We start from the raw sequence: 17,229 nt of genomic DNA, 5'->3' as shown, positions 1-17,229 counted from the left end.
AGAGGAGAACGCATGGAAGTCTGGCCTGGATCGGCTTATCCGCTCGGAGCCACCTTTGACGGCACCGGCACCAACTTCGCGCTGTTCAGCGAGAAAGCCGAGAAAGTGGAATTGTGCCTCTTCGATGACGACGGCGGGGAAGTCCGCGTTGATGTCACCGAGGTTGACGGCTATGTGTGGCACTGTTACCTGCCCCAGGTCCAGCCTGGGCAGAAGTACGGTTACCGGGTGCACGGGCCCTACGATCCCGACTCGGGTCAACGGTTCAACGCCAACAAACTGTTGCTGGACCCTTACGTCAAGGCCATCCACCGGCAGATCGACTGGGATCCCGCCCTGTTCTCGTACAACCTGGGCGACCCGGATTCCCGCAATGATGAGGACTCGGCTCCCCACATGATGTTGGGCGTCGTCATCAATCCCTTCTTCGACTGGGATGGCGACAAACTCCTGCGGATTCCATATCACAAGTCGGTGATCTACGAGGCCCACGTCAAGGGCCTGACCCAGATGCACCCGGAGATTCCCGAGGAACAGCGTGGCACCTATGCCGGTGTCGCCCACCCCGCAGTGATCTCGCATCTGCAAAAGCTCGGCATTACGGCCATTGAACTCATGCCGGTGCATCAGTTCATCAACGATGGCATCCTGCAGGACAAGGGCCTCAACAATTACTGGGGCTACAACACCATCGGCTTCTTCGCGCCCCACAACAGCTACAGCTCCAAGGGTGATACCGGCCAGCAGGTCCAGGACTTCAAGGCCATGGTGCGTGCACTGCACACCGCGGGGATCGAAGTCATCCTGGACGTCGTCTACAACCACACGGCCGAAGGCAACCACCTTGGCCCCACGCTGTCCTTCAAGGGAATCGACAACTCCGCCTACTACCGGCTGGTGGAAGACGACCAGAAGTACTACATGGACTACACCGGCACGGGCAACTCGCTGAACGTCCGCAGCCCGCACTCGCTCCAGCTGCTCATGGATTCCTTGCGGTACTGGGTGACCGAAATGCACGTTGACGGGTTCCGGTTCGACCTCGCCTCCACGCTGGCCCGCGAGTTCTACGACGTCGACAAGCTGTCCACCTTCTTCGAACTCATCCAGCAGGACCCCGTGGTATCCCAAGTGAAGCTCATTGCCGAGCCGTGGGACGTTGGTCCCGGCGGTTACCAGGTGGGCAACTTCCCTCCGCAGTGGACAGAATGGAATGGCCAGTACCGGGATACTGTCCGCGACTTCTGGCGCGGCGAACCATCCACTTTGGGCGAATTTGCGTCGCGGTTGACCGGCTCGGCCGACCTCTACGAGCACTCCGGCCGCAGGCCAGTGGCATCGATCAACTTCGTCACCGCCCACGATGGCTTCACCCTGGCGGACCTCGTCTCGTACAACGAGAAACACAACGACGCCAACGGTGAAGACAACAATGACGGTGAATCCCACAACCGTTCATGGAACTGCGGCGCGGAAGGACCCACGGACGATCCCACAATCCTCGGTCTGCGGGCGCGGCAGCAGCGGAACTTCATTGCTTCCCTGTTCCTGTCGCAAGGCGTTCCCATGCTCCTCCATGGCGACGAGCTCGGCAGGACGCAGAACGGCAACAACAACGGATACTGCCAGGACTCCGAGCTGACGTGGATCAACTGGGAGAACGTAGATCAACCGCTGGTGGAGTTCACGGCTGCGGTGAGCGCCCTCCGCGCAAAGCACCCCAGCCTGCGTCGCAGCCGATTCTTTGACGGACGCCCGGTGCTCCGCGGTGAAGGCGAACGACTGCCGGACATCGTATGGCTGGACGCCGACGCAAGTACCATGAGCCCCTCGGATTGGGATGAAGCCCTGGGCCGCTCCGTGGGCGTGTTCCTGAACGGCGACGGCATCCACGGCCGTGACAACCAGGGCCGGCGCATTACCGATGTCAATTTCCTGCTCTACTTCAACGCCGACCAGGCCGAGGTAGGGTTCCGGATTCCATCCGACGAGTACGCACCGGCCTGGGACGTCATGATAGACACCGGAGGCGAGGGCGCAGAGGCAGGCGTCATCAAGCCTGACCAGATCCTTATGGTGGGCGGCAAGTCGCTTGTTGTCCTGCGTGCACACAGCACCCCGGAGATCGAGCCGGATCACTCCGTGGCGGCTTCCCTGGCCGCATTGACCCAAACCAGTACCCCGGAAACGGCGTCCATCACCGCACCCGCAGTGACGTCGCTGCCCTTCGACTACAAGGAGGACGGACCAGCCGGAGGGGCCAAGGAATCGAAGAAGGAGCAATCATGAGGACGCCCATCTCCACGTACCGGCTCCAGATCCGGCCGGGCTTTACGCTCCAGGATGCCGCCGCCCTCACCGGGTACCTGAGCGCCCTTGGAGCCGACTGGGTCTACGTCTCACCGATCCTCTCCGCGGAGGAAGGCTCGGATCATGGCTACGACGTCACCGATCTCTCAACGGTGGATCCGTCGCGTGGTGGCCCGGAAGGGCTTGCTGTCCTCTCCAACGCAGCCAGGGAGCAGGGACTCGGCATCCTGGCGGACATCGTGCCCAACCACATGGGTGTTGCCTCGCCCGGGCAGAATGCGTGGTGGTGGCAGCTTCTGAAGGAAGGGCGCTCGTCCAAGTACGCTGAAGCCTTCGACGTCGACTGGGACTTCGGCGCAGGCAAGATCCGGATCCCCGTACTGGGCAGTGACGACGACCTCCACCAGCTCAAACTCGTGGACGACGAATTGCGTTACTACGACCACCGCTTTCCGGTGGCCGAAGGAACCGTCAAGACCGGAGACAGCCCTCAGGATGTCCACGCCCGCCAGCACTACCAGCTGGTTGGGTGGCGCCGGGCAGATGCAGAGCTGAACTACCGCCGCTTCTTCGCAGTCAACACGCTGGCCGGGGTACGCGTCGAAATCCCTTGGGTCTTTGATGAGTCGCACCAGGAAATCGTGCGCTGGTTCCGTGAAGAACTGGTGGATGGACTGAGGATCGACCACCCCGACGGGCTGGCGGACCCGGAGGGTTACCTTGCCAGGCTGCGGGAGGCCACTGGCGGCGCCTACCTCCTGGTCGAGAAAATCCTGGAGCCAGGGGAGAAACTTCCGGAAACCTTCGACTGTGAAGGCACCACGGGGTACGACGCCCTTGCCGAGGTCGACCGTCTTTTCGTTGACCCGGCGGCCGAGGATTACCTGAATTCCCTCGATGCCCGTCTTCGTGGAACAGAAGAGCCGGCGGATTATCACGTCATGATCCACGCAACCAAGCGGCGCATTGCGGACGGGATCCTCCGCTCGGAGATCTTGCGGCTGGCACGCCTTGTGCCCGAGGCGGCCCAGTTGCCTTTGGCCAAAGCGGCTGATGCCATCGCGGAGGTCATTTGCTGGTTCCCGATCTACCGGACGTATCTGCCCTATGGGCAGGAGACCTTGCTCGAAGCCATCGGGCAGGCCGGGAATCACCGTCCGGACCTCAACGCGGTGCTGGACGGATTGAAGCCATATCTGCTGGACACCCAGGGCGAACTGGCCCGGCGTTTCCAGCAGACCTCCGGCATGGTCATGGCCAAGGGAGTAGAGGACACTGCGTTCTTCCGCTACAGCCGTTTGGGGACCCTCACCGAGGTGGGAGCAGATCCCACCGAGTTCGCGCTGGACCCGCAGGGGTTCCACCAGCGCATGGTCAGGCGTCAAGCCGAGCTGCCTCTGTCCATGACCACGCTCAGCACCCACGACACCAAGCGCAGCGAGGACACCCGGGCCCGTATCTCCGTCATCTCAGAGGCTGTACCGGAGTGGGAACTGTTCCTCGGCACCGTCCAGGAGCTGGCGCCAATCCCGGACGGTCCGCTGGCTGCCCTGGTGTGGCAGGCCATCGCCGGAGCCTGGCCGGCCGAACGTGGACGGCTCCAGTCGTTCGCGCTCAAAGCCGCCCGCGAGGCCGGAAACTCAACCAACTGGACGGACCCCAACCAGGAGTTCGAGCGTCAGCTGGCTGCCGCCGTCGACGCCGCTTTCGACGTCCCGGAGGTAGCGGCCGCACTGGAGAACTTCGTGGCGGAACTCGAACCCTACGGCACGTCCAATTCCCTGTCCGCCAAGCTCATTCAACTGGCCATGCCCGGAGTGCCCGACGTCTACCAAGGCACCGAATTCCGGGACGGTTCGCTCACTGATCCGGACAACCGCAGGCCCGTGGACTTCCAGGCCCGCATTGCGGCGCTGGCCGGGTTGGATCGGGGCGAGCGGCCCGAGTACACCGACGACGCCGCCAAGCTCCTGGTCGTGTCCAGGGCGCTAAGGCTTCGTCGTGACCGGCCCGAACTGTTCGGAGGCTACCGCGCGGTGGATGTTCGCGGCGAAGCTGCAGGGCACGTGGTCGCTTTTGACCGCGGTGCGGACCGCGCAGGCGTCGTGGCTGTGGGAACGCGCCTCCCCAAGCGGCTCGCCAGGGAAGGCGGCTGGCGCGACACTTCAATCGACCTGCCGGTGAAGTCCCGGGACGAACTCACCGGGACCACGTTCAGCGCCGGTTCCGTCCCGGTAGCCACCTTGCTGGAGCGGTACCCGGTGGCACTGCTGGTACCAGTCGACTGATGGCCTGATCCGCAACACCGTCACTGCAACGCACGCTTGAATACGTACAGGGAGCATGATGCTGGAGCACGCTGCTGGAAAAGACCTCTTCGACGTCTGGGCGCCGAACGCTGATTCGGTGCGGCTGCTCGCCGGAGGCAACGAGTATGCCATGGAGCAACACCACGACGGCGCCGCCACAGGTTGGTGGCGCGCGCCGGCTGACGTCGTGGCACAGGGAGCCGACGGCGTTCGTTACGGCTACATCGTGGACGGGGAAGGCCCGTTCCCTGATCCGCGCTCTCGAAGGCAACCGGACGGTGTGCATGAACTGTCCGCCACCTTCGATCCTGCGGCTCATGTGTGGCAGGACGCCGAGTGGAGGGGGCGGAACCTCAAGGGTTCCGTCATCTACGAGTTGCACTTGGGCACGTTCACCCCGGAAGGCACCCTGGATGCTGCGGCCGGGAAGCTTGGCTATCTTGTGGACCTTGGTATCGATTTCGTTGAGTTGCTGCCGGTCAACGGGTTCAACGGCGTGCACAACTGGGGCTACGACGGCGTTCTTTGGTACGCGGTCCACGAGCCCTACGGGGGTCCGGCGGCGTACCAGAGGTTCGTTGATGCAGCGCACGCTGCGGGCCTCGGCGTCATTCAGGATGTCGTTTACAACCACCTCGGGCCCAGCGGCAACTATCTGCCCAAGTACGGCCCCTACCTGAAATCGGGGGAGGGCAACACCTGGGGCGACTCCGTGAACCTGGATGGCCCCGGATCCGACGACGTCCGCCGGTACATTCTGGAAAACGCTGCGATGTGGCTCCGCGACTACCACGTGGACGGACTTCGCCTTGATGCCGTGCACGCCCTCCGGGACGAAAGGGCCGTGCACATCCTGGAGGAATTCGGCGCCTTGGCCGATGCCGTTGAGGCCCAGACCGGGATCACCAGGACCCTCATTGCTGAATCGGACCTGAACAACCCACGGCTCATCTATCCGCGCAAGGACAACGGCTACGGGCTGGAAGGGCAATGGAGCGACGACTTCCACCATGCGGTGCACGTCAACCTCAGCGGGGAGACAACAGGCTACTACTCCGACTTCGAATCCCTCGCCGTCCTGGCCAAGGTCCTGGAACATGGATTCCTCCACGACGGCAGCTACTCCAGTTTCCGCGGACGGCATCACGGCAGGCCCATCAGGCGTGACTTGGCCCATCCATCGGCGCTGGTGGTGTGCCTCCAGAACCACGATCAAATCGGCAACCGTGCCACCGGCGACAGGCTCACGGCCTCGCTGTCCTACGGGAAGCTGGCCATCGGCGCTGTACTGACCATGACGTCCCCCTTCACGCCGATGCTGTTCATGGGGGAGGAGTTCGGAGCCTCCACGCCATGGCAGTTCTTCACTTCACACCCCGAGCCCGAGTTGGGCAAAGCCACAGCCGAGGGGCGGATCAAGGAGTTCGAACGCATGGGCTGGGACCCTGCGGTGGTACCGGATCCCCAGGACCCCGAAACGTTCAAGCGCTCCAAGCTGGACTGGAGTGAGCCGGAGTCCGGCCATCACGCCCGATTGCTTGAGCTGTACAAGGATTTAGCACAGCTGCGCCGAATCACTCCGGAATTGGCCGGGGGCGGCTTTGGCGAGACATCGGTGGAGTTCGACGACGACGAACACTGGCTTCAGATGAGTCGCGGCGGTGTACGCGTCGTCTGCAACTTCGGCGACGAAGCACTCGGCACGCCGCTGGCAGGCTCCATCCTGCTGGCAACCGACCCCGAAGCAGCGCTCGACGCCGGGACGCTGACGCTTCCCGGCGGAAGCGCCGCCGTCGTACGCGTGCCCTAAGGCGAGCCAAGACCGGGGTGACGGCGCCCACATAGCGGACAGCGCCGTCGCCCCGGTTGGTGCAGTGGCAGGATGGAACGTATGACTTATTCGGCCGCGGAAAACCGCTACGAAACCATGCCCTACCGCCGTGTTGGACGCAGCGGACTCAAACTCCCCGCCATCTCCCTGGGCCTTTGGCACAACTTTGGCGATGACAAGCGTTTCGACGAACAGCGCGCCATCCTGCGCCGTGCCTTCGATTTGGGCGTCAACCACTTTGACCTCGCCAACAACTACGGTCCGCCGGACGGATCGGCCGAAACCAACTTCGGGCGCCACCTGAAGGATGACTTCAAGCCTTACCGCGATGAACTCGTCATCTCCACCAAGGCTGGCTACTACATGTGGCCCGGTCCCTACGGTGAATGGGGATCCCGCAAATACCTGATCTCCAGCCTGGACCAGTCGCTGGAGCGCATGGGCCTGGACTACGTGGACATCTTCTACAGCCACCGCCCGGACCCTGAAACTCCGCTGGAAGAGACGATGGGGGCACTGGACTACGCCGTGCGTTCCGGCAAAGCACTGTACGCCGGTATTTCCTCGTACACCCCGGAACAGACCATCGAAGCTGCGCGGATCCTCAAGGAACTCGGCACGCCCCTGCTCATCCACCAGCCCAGCTACTCCATGCTGAACCGTTGGACCGAGGATGGTTCGCCCAACCTCTACGAAGCCCTGGACCAGGTGGGGGCGGGATCCATCGCCTTCTCGCCGCTGGCCCAAGGAATGCTCACCAACCGCTACCTCAACGGAGTCCCGGCAGATTCCCGCGCCGCCAAAGAGCGGTTCCTCTCCGAATCCTCGTTGACCGAGGACAAACTGGATCGGGTGCGCGGCCTCAACGCCATCGCCGAAGGGCGCGGGCAGACGCTGGCACAAATGGCCATTGCCTGGATCCTGCGAGACCAGCCGAAGGGGTCACCGGTAACCTCGGCCCTGGTTGGAGCGTCCAGCGTGGCCCAGCTCGAGGACACCCTCAGCGCCATCAACAACCTGACGTTCACCACGGAAGAACTGACGGCGATTGATGAATTCGCGGTGGAGTCCGACATCAACCGGTGGGCGCAAAAGTAGCCAATCGGGTCTGACATAAAACAAGTGGGGCCGGGCGGGAACAAAGCCGGCCCCACTTGTGTTGGCTACAATGCAAGTGTGCGCCAACTGGCGCCGTGCCAATCAGTCGTGCCCTGGACTCAGTCAGCGGTGCGCCTGGCACCTGAGGTTTAGTTCTCAAAAGGAGTTCCGTGTCTTCACATCCGATTCGTGTTGCCATTGTCGGCGTAGGTAACTGCGCCGCATCGCTGGTCCAGGGAGTTCAGTACTATCGCGACGCTGACCCCAAGGCCACGATCCCGGGTCTGATGCACGTCGAGTTCGGCCAGTACCACGTCAACGACGTCCAGTTCGTTGCTGCTTTCGATGTCGATGGCAAGAAGGTTGGACTGGACCTGGCCGACGCCATCGGCGCCAGCGAAAACAACACCATCAAGATCGCCGACGTCCCCGCCACCGGCGTGACTGTCCAGCGCGGCCACACCCTTGATGGCCTGGGGAAGTACTACCGCGAGACCATCGTGGAAGCTCCCGAGGAAGCCGTGGACATCGTCGCGGCCCTGCGCGAGGCCAAAGCGGACGTCATGGTCTGCTACCTGCCCGTCGGTTCGGACAAGGCTGCCAAGTTCTACGCCCAATGCGCCATTGACGCCGGTGTTGCTTTCGTCAACGCTCTGCCTGTCTTCATCGCCGGAACCAAGGAGTGGGCTGACAAGTTCACCGAAGCCGGCATCCCGATCGTGGGCGATGACATCAAGAGCCAGATCGGTGCCACCATCACGCACCGTGTCATGGCCAAGCTCTTCGAAGACCGCGGCGTTACGCTGGACCGTACGTACCAGTTGAACGTGGGCGGCAACATGGACTTCAAGAACATGCTTGAGCGCGACCGCCTCGAGTCCAAGAAGATCTCCAAGACCCAGGCCGTGACCTCCAACGTCGAGGCTGAGCTGCACGCCGATGACGTCCACATTGGTCCGTCCGACTACGTTGCCTGGCTCGACGACCGCAAGTGGGCTTTCGTCCGCCTCGAGGGCCGCAACTTCGGTGACGCTCCCGTGTCCCTCGAGTACAAGCTCGAAGTGTGGGACTCCCCGAACTCCGCCGGTGTCATCATTGACGCTATCCGTGCCGCCAAGATCGGCCTGGACCGGGGCATCGGTGGCCCGCTGCTCTCCGCTTCCAGCTACTTCATGAAGTCCCCGCCGGAGCAGTTCAACGACGACCTCGCCCGCGACAAGGTCGAGGCCTTCATCCGCGGCGACATCGAGCGCTAAAGCCGGACACTGTCTACGGACGCCCTTCCACCCCGGTGGGAGGGCGTCCGTCGTTCCCCGACGCTCTATCACTTCCCGTCGCTTTAGTCGCTTCCCTCTCTCACTTCGTTCAAGAGAGTGAGAGAGGGGCGGGTTTTTGGCGGTGGGATGTGAGTGAGCGTTAGAAGAGACCGGTCGGGCGGCCGTCGTCGTCGACGTCCATGCGCATCGCCGCAGGCTCCTTGGGCAGGCCCGGCATGGTCATGACCGCCCCGGTCAGCGCCACAATGAAACCTGCCCCGGTCTTGGGGATGAGCTCGCGGACGTGCACCCTGAATCCCTTGGGCGCGCCCAGCTTGGAGGCATCATCGGTGAACGAGTACTGCGTCTTGGCCATGCAGACGGGGAGCCCGCTCCATCCGTTCTTTTCGATCTCTGCGAGCCGTTTGAGGGCGGGAACCGAAAACTCGACGCCGTCGGCACCGTAGATCTCCTGGACAATCGTTTGAATCTTGTCCTCCACACTGAGTTCAAGGGGGTACAGGTGATGGAAATTCGGCGGCGCCTCCAGTGCAGCAGCCACTTTGGCCGCGAGCTCGTCCCCTCCATCGCCGCCGCCTCCCCGGCCCCAGACATCAGCGACGGCGGCCTGGACACCTTCTGCGGCACACCAGGCGAGCAGCCACTCAAGTTCCTCCGCCGTGTCCGTAGCGAACTTGTTGATGGCGACAACGGGGGAGATGCCGAACTTGGCCACGTTCCCGAGGTGTCGCTTCAGGTTCTCGACGCCGGCCGCCAGCGCCTCGACATTGGGCTCGCGGAGCTGGTCCTTGGGCACGCCGCCCTGCATCTTGAGCGCGCGGATGGTCGCGACAACGACGACGGCCGATGGCGCCACGTCAGCGACCCGCGCCTTGATGTCCATGTACTTTTCGGCACCCAGGTCCGCTCCGAAACCCGCCTCGGTGACCACGATGTCTGCCAGCTGCATGGCTGTCCTGGTGGCGATCAGCGAATTGCATCCGTGGGCAATGTTCGCGAACGGACCGCCGTGGACCAGCGCGGGAGTACCTGCGATGGTCTGGACAAGGTTCGGCTTGATGGCGTCCTTGAGCAGCAGGGTGAGTGCACCCTCAACGCCGAGGTCAGCAACAGTGACTGGCACGCGATCGTAGGTGTACCCGAAGGTGATCCTGCCCAACCGGGAGCGGAGGTCCGTAAGATCGCTGGCGAGACAGAAGACCGCCATGATTTCGGAGGCAACGGTGATGTCGAATCCGTCCTGCCGGGGCACGCCTTGCGCGGGGCCGCCGAGTCCGATGACCACTTCCCGCAGTGAACGGTCATTCATGTCCAGTACGCGCTTGAAGGTCATCCGGCGCGGATCAATACCCAGCTGGTTGCCTTGAAAAATATGGTTGTCGACCAAGGCCATGAGGGCGTTGTTGGCCGACGTCACGGCATGGAAGTCCCCCGTGAAGTGCAGGTTGATGTCGTCCATGGGCAGCACCTGGGAGTAGCCGCCTCCCGTTGCACCGCCCTTCATGCCGAGGATGGGCCCCAAGGAGGGCTCGCGGAGGGCGATCATCACTTTGTGTCCGGCGCGGGCGAGGGAGTCTGCAAGTCCCACTGTGGTGGTGGACTTGCCCTCCCCGGCGGGTGTGGGGGACATGGCGGAGACGAGGACCACCTTGCCTGCGGGCTTGGCGTCGGGGAGCACGAGCTTGGCCGGGTTGATCTTGGCTTTGTACGGCCCGTACAGCTCCAGCGCATCAGCTGTGATGCCGGCCCGCCGGGCGATCTCCTCGATGGGCAGGATGGTGGCGTTGTGGGCGATTTCAAGATCGGTCTGGACCTTGTTTTCAGACATCGTTGTCCTTCGGCTCAGTGTTTGCGCTTCTGGCGTGCTTACGCTGTGCGCGACAATCTATCAGGCACGCGACGGGAAGCGTGGAAGGGCTCAGCGCCGGGGGACCAACAGGCCACCGACGGCTTCACGGTAGCTTTCCAAGGTGATCGCAGCCGTACGCTGCCATCCGAAGGACTCGGCGTGGGTTGCCGCAAGTCGGCCCATGTCTTCGCGCGTCTGGACGTCGTCGTACAGATCTTCAAGGGCATCCGCCCAGTCCGAGGGGTTATGGCCGTCCACCAGGATGCCCGTCCGTCCATCGGAAATGGCGCGGGAAAGACCACCCACATTCGTTGCCACTACGGGAGTACCGCACGCCTGTGCTTCCAAAGCCACCAAGCCGAACGACTCGCTGAAGGATGGCATCACGACGACGTCGGCGGAGCGGAACCAACCAGCCAGCTCAGGTGCAACCACTGGCGGCCGGTGGGTGACGACGTCGTCCAGTCCTGCGTCTTCGATGATGTGCTGCAGGTTGAAGTCCTTGGCCCCGCTGAGTGATCCCAGGATGGTCATCTCCAGATCGATGTCCGGCCGGCGCTTCCGCAGGATCCCGGCGGCTTGGACGAAGACCTGCGGGCCTTTGAGCCGCTGGATCCTGCCGGCGAACAGAATATGGAAGCTGTCCGGCCGCACATCGCGCTGGGCACGCGACTTCCTCCTGAACGAGGGTGTGAAGACTTTCAAGTCCACTCCGGGCGGCGCGACATCGATGCGGTCGATATCGGCTCCATAGTGGGAAACGAGTTCCTCTGCCTCGGCAGGGGTATTGGCCACCAAGCGCTCGGCACCATCGACGATCCGTTGCTCGCCGTCTTCGCGGCGACGGGGTTCGGGCCGTTCGCCGGACTGGAGCACGAGGTTCTTGACCTTGGCCATGGTGTGCATGGTGTGTATCAGCGGAACGCCCCAAAGCCCGGACAGTTCCAGCCCGGCCACCCCGGATACCCAGTAGTGCGAATGGATGGCGTCGTAGCGGCCGTGGAGTTGGCGTTGGCGGATCCTGTCGATTTCCTCCACCATCTGGTGCAGGAGTGCCGGTAGTTCTTCCTTGGGCAGCTTGCGGCGCGGTCCCGCCATGACGTTGTGAACGCAGACGCCGGGACCAGGGTGCTCGACGGCGGGCTGGCCGGCTTTGGTGGAACGCGTGAAGATCTCCACCTCGACGCCGGAATCCGCCAGGGCCATGGCCAGCGCCCGAACATAGACGTTCATTCCGCCAGCGTCCCCGGCGCCGGGCTGTTCCATGGGGGAGGTGTGCAGGGACAGGAACGCCACCCGACGAATCAACGGCACCGCATTTCCTCCTGTACTCCCACAGCAAAACCATCTTTGCCCTGCGGAAAACACTACTCCTGCATGCCCGGACTCCATGGCCGCTGGCGTGGGCGCTGGTACGTCGGCCCGCATGTGGTGGACCGGACGTTTGGACCGGCTATCAGGTCCAGAGCTGCGCCAAGTCCGGGAAGGCTTTCTCGTACCCCTCAAGCAGTTGAGCTGCCAATGGCGCCGAACCCACCAGGGGATGCGCCGCGAACGCTTGGAGGGCCGCCCCGCGCTCGCCGTCGCGGACAGCTCGTATCGTCAGCCGCTCCACTTCCTTGATGTGCTGCATCAAAGTGAGAAACTGCCCGCCGGGCCGTTCCTGGGCAAGCGGCAGCGCGCCGTCGGGCGTTACCTCGCAAGGAACTTCGACGACGGCGTCCGCCGGCAGCCCGGGAACCGCCACTTCCGCGTCGGTGACTGCGTCGGAAGTGGATCCCGCCACGGGTGCGTTGGGCACGTTCAGGATCAACCGGGCTGTCCCGCCGCCTGACAGGGCCCGCATGACGGAGAGAGCCACCCGCTCATATCCGCCGCCGGCGAGGTCGTCTTCATCCCGCTGTTCACCGTGTTTGCGTGCCTCGGCCAGATAGCCTTCTTCCCGTGAACGGCGGGCTGAGTCCCAAAGCCTGTAGGCATCATGGGCTTTGGCCAGTGACGGGTAGAGCGAGCTTTGCTGGCCGTGGATGGTGGCGCCACGGGTTTCCCGCTGGCTCCGGATGGCTGCCGTGGCGTGGTCGGTTTGGTAGTAGTAATACAAGTATTCGTTGGGCAGGCAGCCCAGCAACTGCAGGGTGTGCTGGCCGAACAGCCGTCCCTCTTCGATGGTTTCCAGTGCTGCGTGATCGGAGAGGAGCTTGGGCAACAGATCGGGGCCTTCGGGAGCCAGCCGGTAGAGCCAGCCGAGGTGGTTCAACCCGAAGTAGCCCACGCCGTCGAGCTTTCCTTCCTCCAGTGGCGCCCCGGCAGCGCGGGCCGCCCGGTGCACCAGGCCGCCTGCGGAATCGCAGATGCCGATCACCCGGCGGCCCAGGAGAGGCGCCAGGGCCTCGGTGACCATACCTGCAGGGTTCGTGAAATTGATGAGCCAGGCATCCGGGCAATGGATCCGCATGGCCTCGGCAAGCTCCAGCATGCGGGGGATGGAACGCAACGCGTAGGAGATCCCGCCGGCGCCAGTGGTTTCCTGGCCCAGCAGTCCAAGCTCAAGGGCGACGCGCTCGTCCGCTACCCGTCCGGCTGTCCCGCCCGGACGGATTGCAGCGAAGACCATGTCGGTTCCTCTGAGTGCTTGGCCCAGGTCGGTGGAAACCACCACGACGGGACGTGGGCTGTGCGTTCCGGGCATGTCCCGAAGCACAGCCTCAATGGCGGCCAGGCGAAAGGCATCGACGTCGTAGAGGACGACTTCGCCCACCAGCCCGGCGAAGGGGCCCGAGCATAAAGCCCGGTACACAAGGGGAACCCGGAATCCGCCGCCTCCGGCGATCATGAGCCGCATGGTGTGAGTCTATGCAGCCCCGAGGGTGCAGCGTAGTGTGCCGTGCATGGACGCTATGCCCCAGCGACGATTTGATCCCCTTGCTGCCCTCCGGACGGACGGGAACAACCACTGCGACTTGCTTCTAACTGGAACGGTTTTCCAGGACATTATCTTCACAGGCCTGCCGCACTCGCCCGAACCCGGTACTGAAGTCTGGAGCGAGGGAATGGGCAGCTGCCCGGGGGGAGTGGCCAACCAGGCGATCGCTGCAGCCCGGCTCGGCTTGCGGACCAACCTCGCCGCAACCTTCGGGGACGATGGCTACGGCGACTACAACTGGCAGATCCTGGAGAGCCAGGAGCACGTGGACCTCTCCCTGTCCCGAAGGGTGCCGGGCTGGCACTCACCGGTCACGGTGTCCATGTGCGTCAATCAGGACCGTTCCATGGTGACCCACGGGCACCCCGCCCCGATCAGTTCCTCCGAGCTGATCGGGCAGCCACCCCGGGCCCTCGCCGCCGTCGCGGACCTGGGCGAGGAACTGGAGCCCTGGATGCTCGCGGCCAAGGCGGCGGGCACCAAACTTTTCGGCGTGGTTGGTTGGGATCCCAGCGGTGAGTGGTCCGAACGCCGGCTGAACCAGTTGGAGAATTTCCATGCTTTCCTGCCCAACGCCCCCGAAGCCATGGCGTTCACCGGCAAGGCTGATCCGTGGGCTGCCCTGTATGCGCTGGCAGACCGTGTTCCCGTGGCCGTGGTGACACTTGGTGCCCAGGGCGCCGTAGCCGTGGATTCGGAAACGGGAGAGGAAGAGTGGGTGCCCTCCCTGCCAGTGTCCGCCTACGATCCCACCGGCGCCGGTGACTGCTTTGGTGCAGCCTTCATCGTGGGCAGCCTGGCGGGGTGGAGGTTGGGGGACCGGCTTCGGTTTGCGAACCTGTGCGCCTCGCTGGCCGTCCAGGAAGTCGGTGGCTCACTGGCCGCCCCGGGCTGGGGTGACATCGCCGACTGGTGGCAGCGGGCGAATGCGCGGAAGGAGCGCCAATCAAGCCAGTGGTTGCGGCGCTTCGCCTTCCTTGAACCAATCGTGAAGGACATCCCTGCCGAAGCACAACGCCGGGCCCGGGCAACCATCGCGCATTTGTCGGACGCGCAATAGCCGTGCGCACAATATCCATGGGCGGCCCCGGTCCGTCCGCAATTAACCCGACTTCACCGACGGCACTAGAATCTCTAGGGTGACTTACGAAGCAGCTGCAGATATCGGGATCGGGTCCAAGGACTCCATAGCAAGGTCGGCGGTTCTTGAACGTTCCGCCGTGGTTGACCTCGAAGCCGTTCGGCACAACGTTCGTCAGTTCGTCGCGATCGCGTCCCCGGCTGCCGTCATGGCGGTCGTGAAGGCCGACGCCTACGGCCACGGCGCCGTGCAGGTGGCCCGTGCAGCCCTCGACGCCGGAGCCGCCTGGCTCGGTGTGGCGCACATTTCCGAGGCACTCGCCTTGCGCGCCGCGGGTGTCGACGCCCCGCTGCTGGCATGGCTGCACACCCGTGAGAGCAACTTCCAGGCGGCAGTCGCCGCCGGCATCGACGTCGGAATTTCGGGCTGGGAACTGGACGCCGTGGTCGCTGCCGCCCGCGAACAGGAGCGCCCCGCCCGGGTGCACCTGAAGGTGGACACAGGCCTTGGCCGTAACGGCTGCACCATCGCGGACTGGGATCAGCTGGTGGGCCAAGCCATGGAATACCAGGACCAGGGCCTTCTGCGAGTCGTGGGCATTTTTTCCCACCTCGCGGTGGCCGATGAGCCGCACCGTCCGGAAACGGACCAACAACTCGCCGTTTTCCGTGAGGCAATCGCCATGGCTGAAGACGCAGGCGTGGACACCGAGGTGCGGCACATTGCCAACACCCCGGCCACATTGTCCCGGCCTGATTCGCACTTCGACCTGGTCCGCGTGGGCCTGGGGGTCTACGGTTTGTCGCCCTTTGAAGGCGCCACGTCCGCGGAACTCGGCCTCCATCCGGCCATGACAGTCCGCACGCTCCTGTCCAACTGCAAAAAGGTACCGGAAGGCCAAGGCGTCTCTTACGGACTCAACTATGTGACCAGCGGGGAAAGTACGCTGGGCCTGGTGCCTTTGGGCTACGCGGACGGCGTCCCACGGATCGGAACAGGAGGCCCGGTCCGGGTCAACGGCGTCACTTACCCGGTGGTGGGCAGGATCGCGATGGACCAGATGGTCATCGACCTCGGACCATTGACACCGGACGAGGCAAGCGCGTTCAAGGGGGCCGAAGCCGTCTTGTTCGGCAACGGAGCGGACAACGGACCCACGGCCGATGACTGGGCTGCCGCAGCGGGCACCAACAACTACGAAATCGTCACCCGCATCAGCCCCCGCGTGCCCCGGAGCTATGTCAACGAACGGCCCGTTCAGGGCGAGGTCCACACGGTGGCCCACACGGCAGCGCTGTGAGCGAACCACAGTGGGAGCGCACTCTGACGGTCACGACGGCGGAGCAGACGCACGCGCTCGCAGCAGCAGTCGGCGGGGTGCTTGAGGCAGGGGACCTCCTGGTCCTGACCGGCGAATTGGGTGCGGGCAAGACGACATTCACCCAGGGGCTCGGGGAGGGCCTGGGCGTGCGCACCGGCATCATCTCACCCACGTTTGTCCTGGTGCGGATCCACCCCAACCTGCAGGACGGTCCCAGGCCGGGTGGTCCTGACCTGGTCCATGTGGACGCCTACCGGTTGGAATCGGCCGCCGAGATCGACGACATCGACCTTGAGAACACCATGGACACCGCGGTCACAGTGGTGGAGTGGGGACGGGACCGCGTGGAGCATCTTTCGGACAGTCGTCTGGAAGTCGAACTGCACAGGTCCGTTGGTGGCGGAGGCGCACTGCCCGCAACCGGGACGGGTGTCCTCGACTTCGATACCGATGACGACGACGAGCCGCGCACCATTGTCTTCCGTGGCTTCGGTCCTCGCTGGGCCGAGGCTCCGCGGCTCTTGGAAACCACTACGTCCTCAGAGGGAGGCAACTGATGCTGATCCTGGCCATAGATACCTCCGCCGTTGCCAGCGCGGCACTGATTTCCGATGTCGCGATAGAGGGTGTGCTGGACTCATTTGCCACCGAGGACACCCGCAGCCATGCTGAGGTCCTTGCCCCGGGAATTGAGAAGCTCCTGGCCGGGGCGGGCGTCACCGGAGCCGACGTCGATGCGATCGTGACCGGCGTGGGGCCGGGTCCCTTCACTGGCCTCCGCTCCGGGATCGCTACGGCGCGGACCTTGGCTTTCGTCTGGAACAAGCCCCTGTACGGGCTGATGAGCCTGGACGCCATTGCCCTTGAGGTAGCAGAATCCACGGCGGCGGTTCCTGAGTTCCTCGTGGCCACGGACGCCCGCCGCAAGGAGGTTTACTGGGCTCGGTATACGTTGGCGGACGGACAACTTCCGGAACTCGCGGACGGCCCCCACGTTGGTTTCGCCTCGGGCCTGCCGGACCTTCCGGTTTTCGGTGCGGGTGCGGGCCTCTATGCGGACGTTCTTCGCGCCGATGAGGACTTTGCCCGGACTCAACCCGACGCCGCGTCCCTGGGCCAGTTTGCCCTTGCCCGCCTCACTGCAGGGCGGGAACTGCTGGACTCCACACCCCTGTACTTGCGGGAATCGGACGCTCAAGTGCCCGGGCCCAGGAAGCGTGCACTCTGATG

At 64.0% G+C, this 17,229-nt stretch carries 12 protein-coding genes; 9 read left to right on the top strand and 3 right to left on the bottom strand.

The features are described from left to right. Positions 1 to 12 precede the first annotated feature (12 nt). From glgX to ACFRJ9_RS16500, 5 genes are all read left to right on the top strand, one after another. Positions 13 to 2,289 (top strand): glycogen debranching protein GlgX, encoded by a 2,277-nt coding sequence (gene glgX, locus ACFRJ9_RS16520; RefSeq protein ID WP_377670055.1) that lies wholly within the window; start codon positions 13 to 15, stop codon positions 2,287 to 2,289. Then, positions 2,286 to 4,598 (top strand): malto-oligosyltrehalose synthase, encoded by a 2,313-nt coding sequence (treY, locus tag ACFRJ9_RS16515; protein ID WP_377670052.1) that lies wholly within the window; start codon positions 2,286 to 2,288, stop codon positions 4,596 to 4,598. Before glgX ends, treY begins: the two co-directional genes overlap by 4 nt. Positions 4,599 to 4,656: 58 nt before the next feature. Beyond that, positions 4,657 to 6,429, top strand: coding sequence for a malto-oligosyltrehalose trehalohydrolase (treZ, locus tag ACFRJ9_RS16510; protein ID WP_377670158.1), 1,773 nt, complete (start codon positions 4,657 to 4,659; stop codon positions 6,427 to 6,429). Positions 6,430 to 6,510: 81 nt separating this feature from the next. Then, positions 6,511 to 7,548 carry an L-glyceraldehyde 3-phosphate reductase gene (gene mgrA / locus ACFRJ9_RS16505; protein WP_377670051.1) on the top strand — a complete coding sequence of 346 codons (1,038 nt, stop codon included), beginning with the start codon at positions 6,511 to 6,513 and terminating at the stop codon, positions 7,546 to 7,548. Between the two features lie 170 nt (positions 7,549 to 7,718). After that, positions 7,719 to 8,804 (top strand): inositol-3-phosphate synthase, encoded by a 1,086-nt coding sequence (locus tag ACFRJ9_RS16500; RefSeq protein ID WP_377670049.1) that lies wholly within the window; start codon positions 7,719 to 7,721, stop codon positions 8,802 to 8,804. A 160-nt stretch (positions 8,805 to 8,964) separates the two neighbouring features. Here the strand turns inward: ACFRJ9_RS16500 and ACFRJ9_RS16495 are convergent, their stop codons facing one another. The 3 genes from ACFRJ9_RS16495 to ACFRJ9_RS16485 all read right to left on the bottom strand — a co-directional run bounded on the left by ACFRJ9_RS16495 (position 8,965) and on the right by ACFRJ9_RS16485 (position 13,516). Then, positions 8,965 to 10,653, bottom strand: a complete 1,689-nt coding sequence (locus ACFRJ9_RS16495; protein ID WP_377670047.1) for a formate--tetrahydrofolate ligase — start codon at positions 10,651 to 10,653, stop codon at positions 8,965 to 8,967. A 90-nt stretch (positions 10,654 to 10,743) separates the two neighbouring features. Beyond that, on the bottom strand, positions 10,744 to 11,988 hold the full coding sequence (gene mshA / locus ACFRJ9_RS16490) for a D-inositol-3-phosphate glycosyltransferase (RefSeq protein WP_377670045.1): 1,245 nt from the start codon (positions 11,986 to 11,988) through the stop codon (positions 10,744 to 10,746). Positions 11,989 to 12,130: 142 nt separating this feature from the next. Continuing rightward, entirely contained in the window at positions 12,131 to 13,516 is a 1,386-nt protein-coding gene (locus ACFRJ9_RS16485; protein WP_377670042.1) for a 6-phospho-beta-glucosidase, read from the bottom strand. Positions 13,517 to 13,562: 46 nt separating this feature from the next. Here ACFRJ9_RS16485 and ACFRJ9_RS16480 point away from each other — a divergent pair, with 46 nt between their 5' ends. From ACFRJ9_RS16480 to tsaB, 4 genes are all read left to right on the top strand, one after another. After that, entirely contained in the window at positions 13,563 to 14,657 is a 1,095-nt protein-coding gene (locus tag ACFRJ9_RS16480) for a carbohydrate kinase family protein (protein ID WP_377670040.1), read from the top strand. 79 nt (positions 14,658 to 14,736) lie between these two features. After that, on the top strand, positions 14,737 to 15,978 hold the full coding sequence (gene alr / locus ACFRJ9_RS16475) for an alanine racemase (protein WP_377670038.1): 1,242 nt from the start codon (positions 14,737 to 14,739) through the stop codon (positions 15,976 to 15,978). Further along, positions 15,975 to 16,556, top strand: coding sequence for a tRNA (adenosine(37)-N6)-threonylcarbamoyltransferase complex ATPase subunit type 1 TsaE (tsaE, locus tag ACFRJ9_RS16470; protein ID WP_377670036.1), 582 nt, complete (start codon positions 15,975 to 15,977; stop codon positions 16,554 to 16,556). Before alr ends, tsaE begins: the two co-directional genes overlap by 4 nt. Beyond that, positions 16,556 to 17,227 carry a tRNA (adenosine(37)-N6)-threonylcarbamoyltransferase complex dimerization subunit type 1 TsaB gene (tsaB, locus tag ACFRJ9_RS16465; RefSeq protein WP_377670033.1) on the top strand — a complete coding sequence of 224 codons (672 nt, stop codon included), beginning with the start codon at positions 16,556 to 16,558 and terminating at the stop codon, positions 17,225 to 17,227. Before tsaE ends, tsaB begins: the two co-directional genes overlap by 1 nt. The last annotated feature ends 2 nt before the right edge of the window (positions 17,228 to 17,229 follow it).

The organism is Paenarthrobacter sp. NPDC056912 (genome assembly GCF_042786555.1).
Taxonomy (GTDB): Bacteria; Actinomycetota; Actinomycetes; order Actinomycetales; family Micrococcaceae; genus Arthrobacter.
Note: the sequence above shows the minus strand (reverse complement) of the source record. Positions and strands in the feature narration are given on the sequence as shown.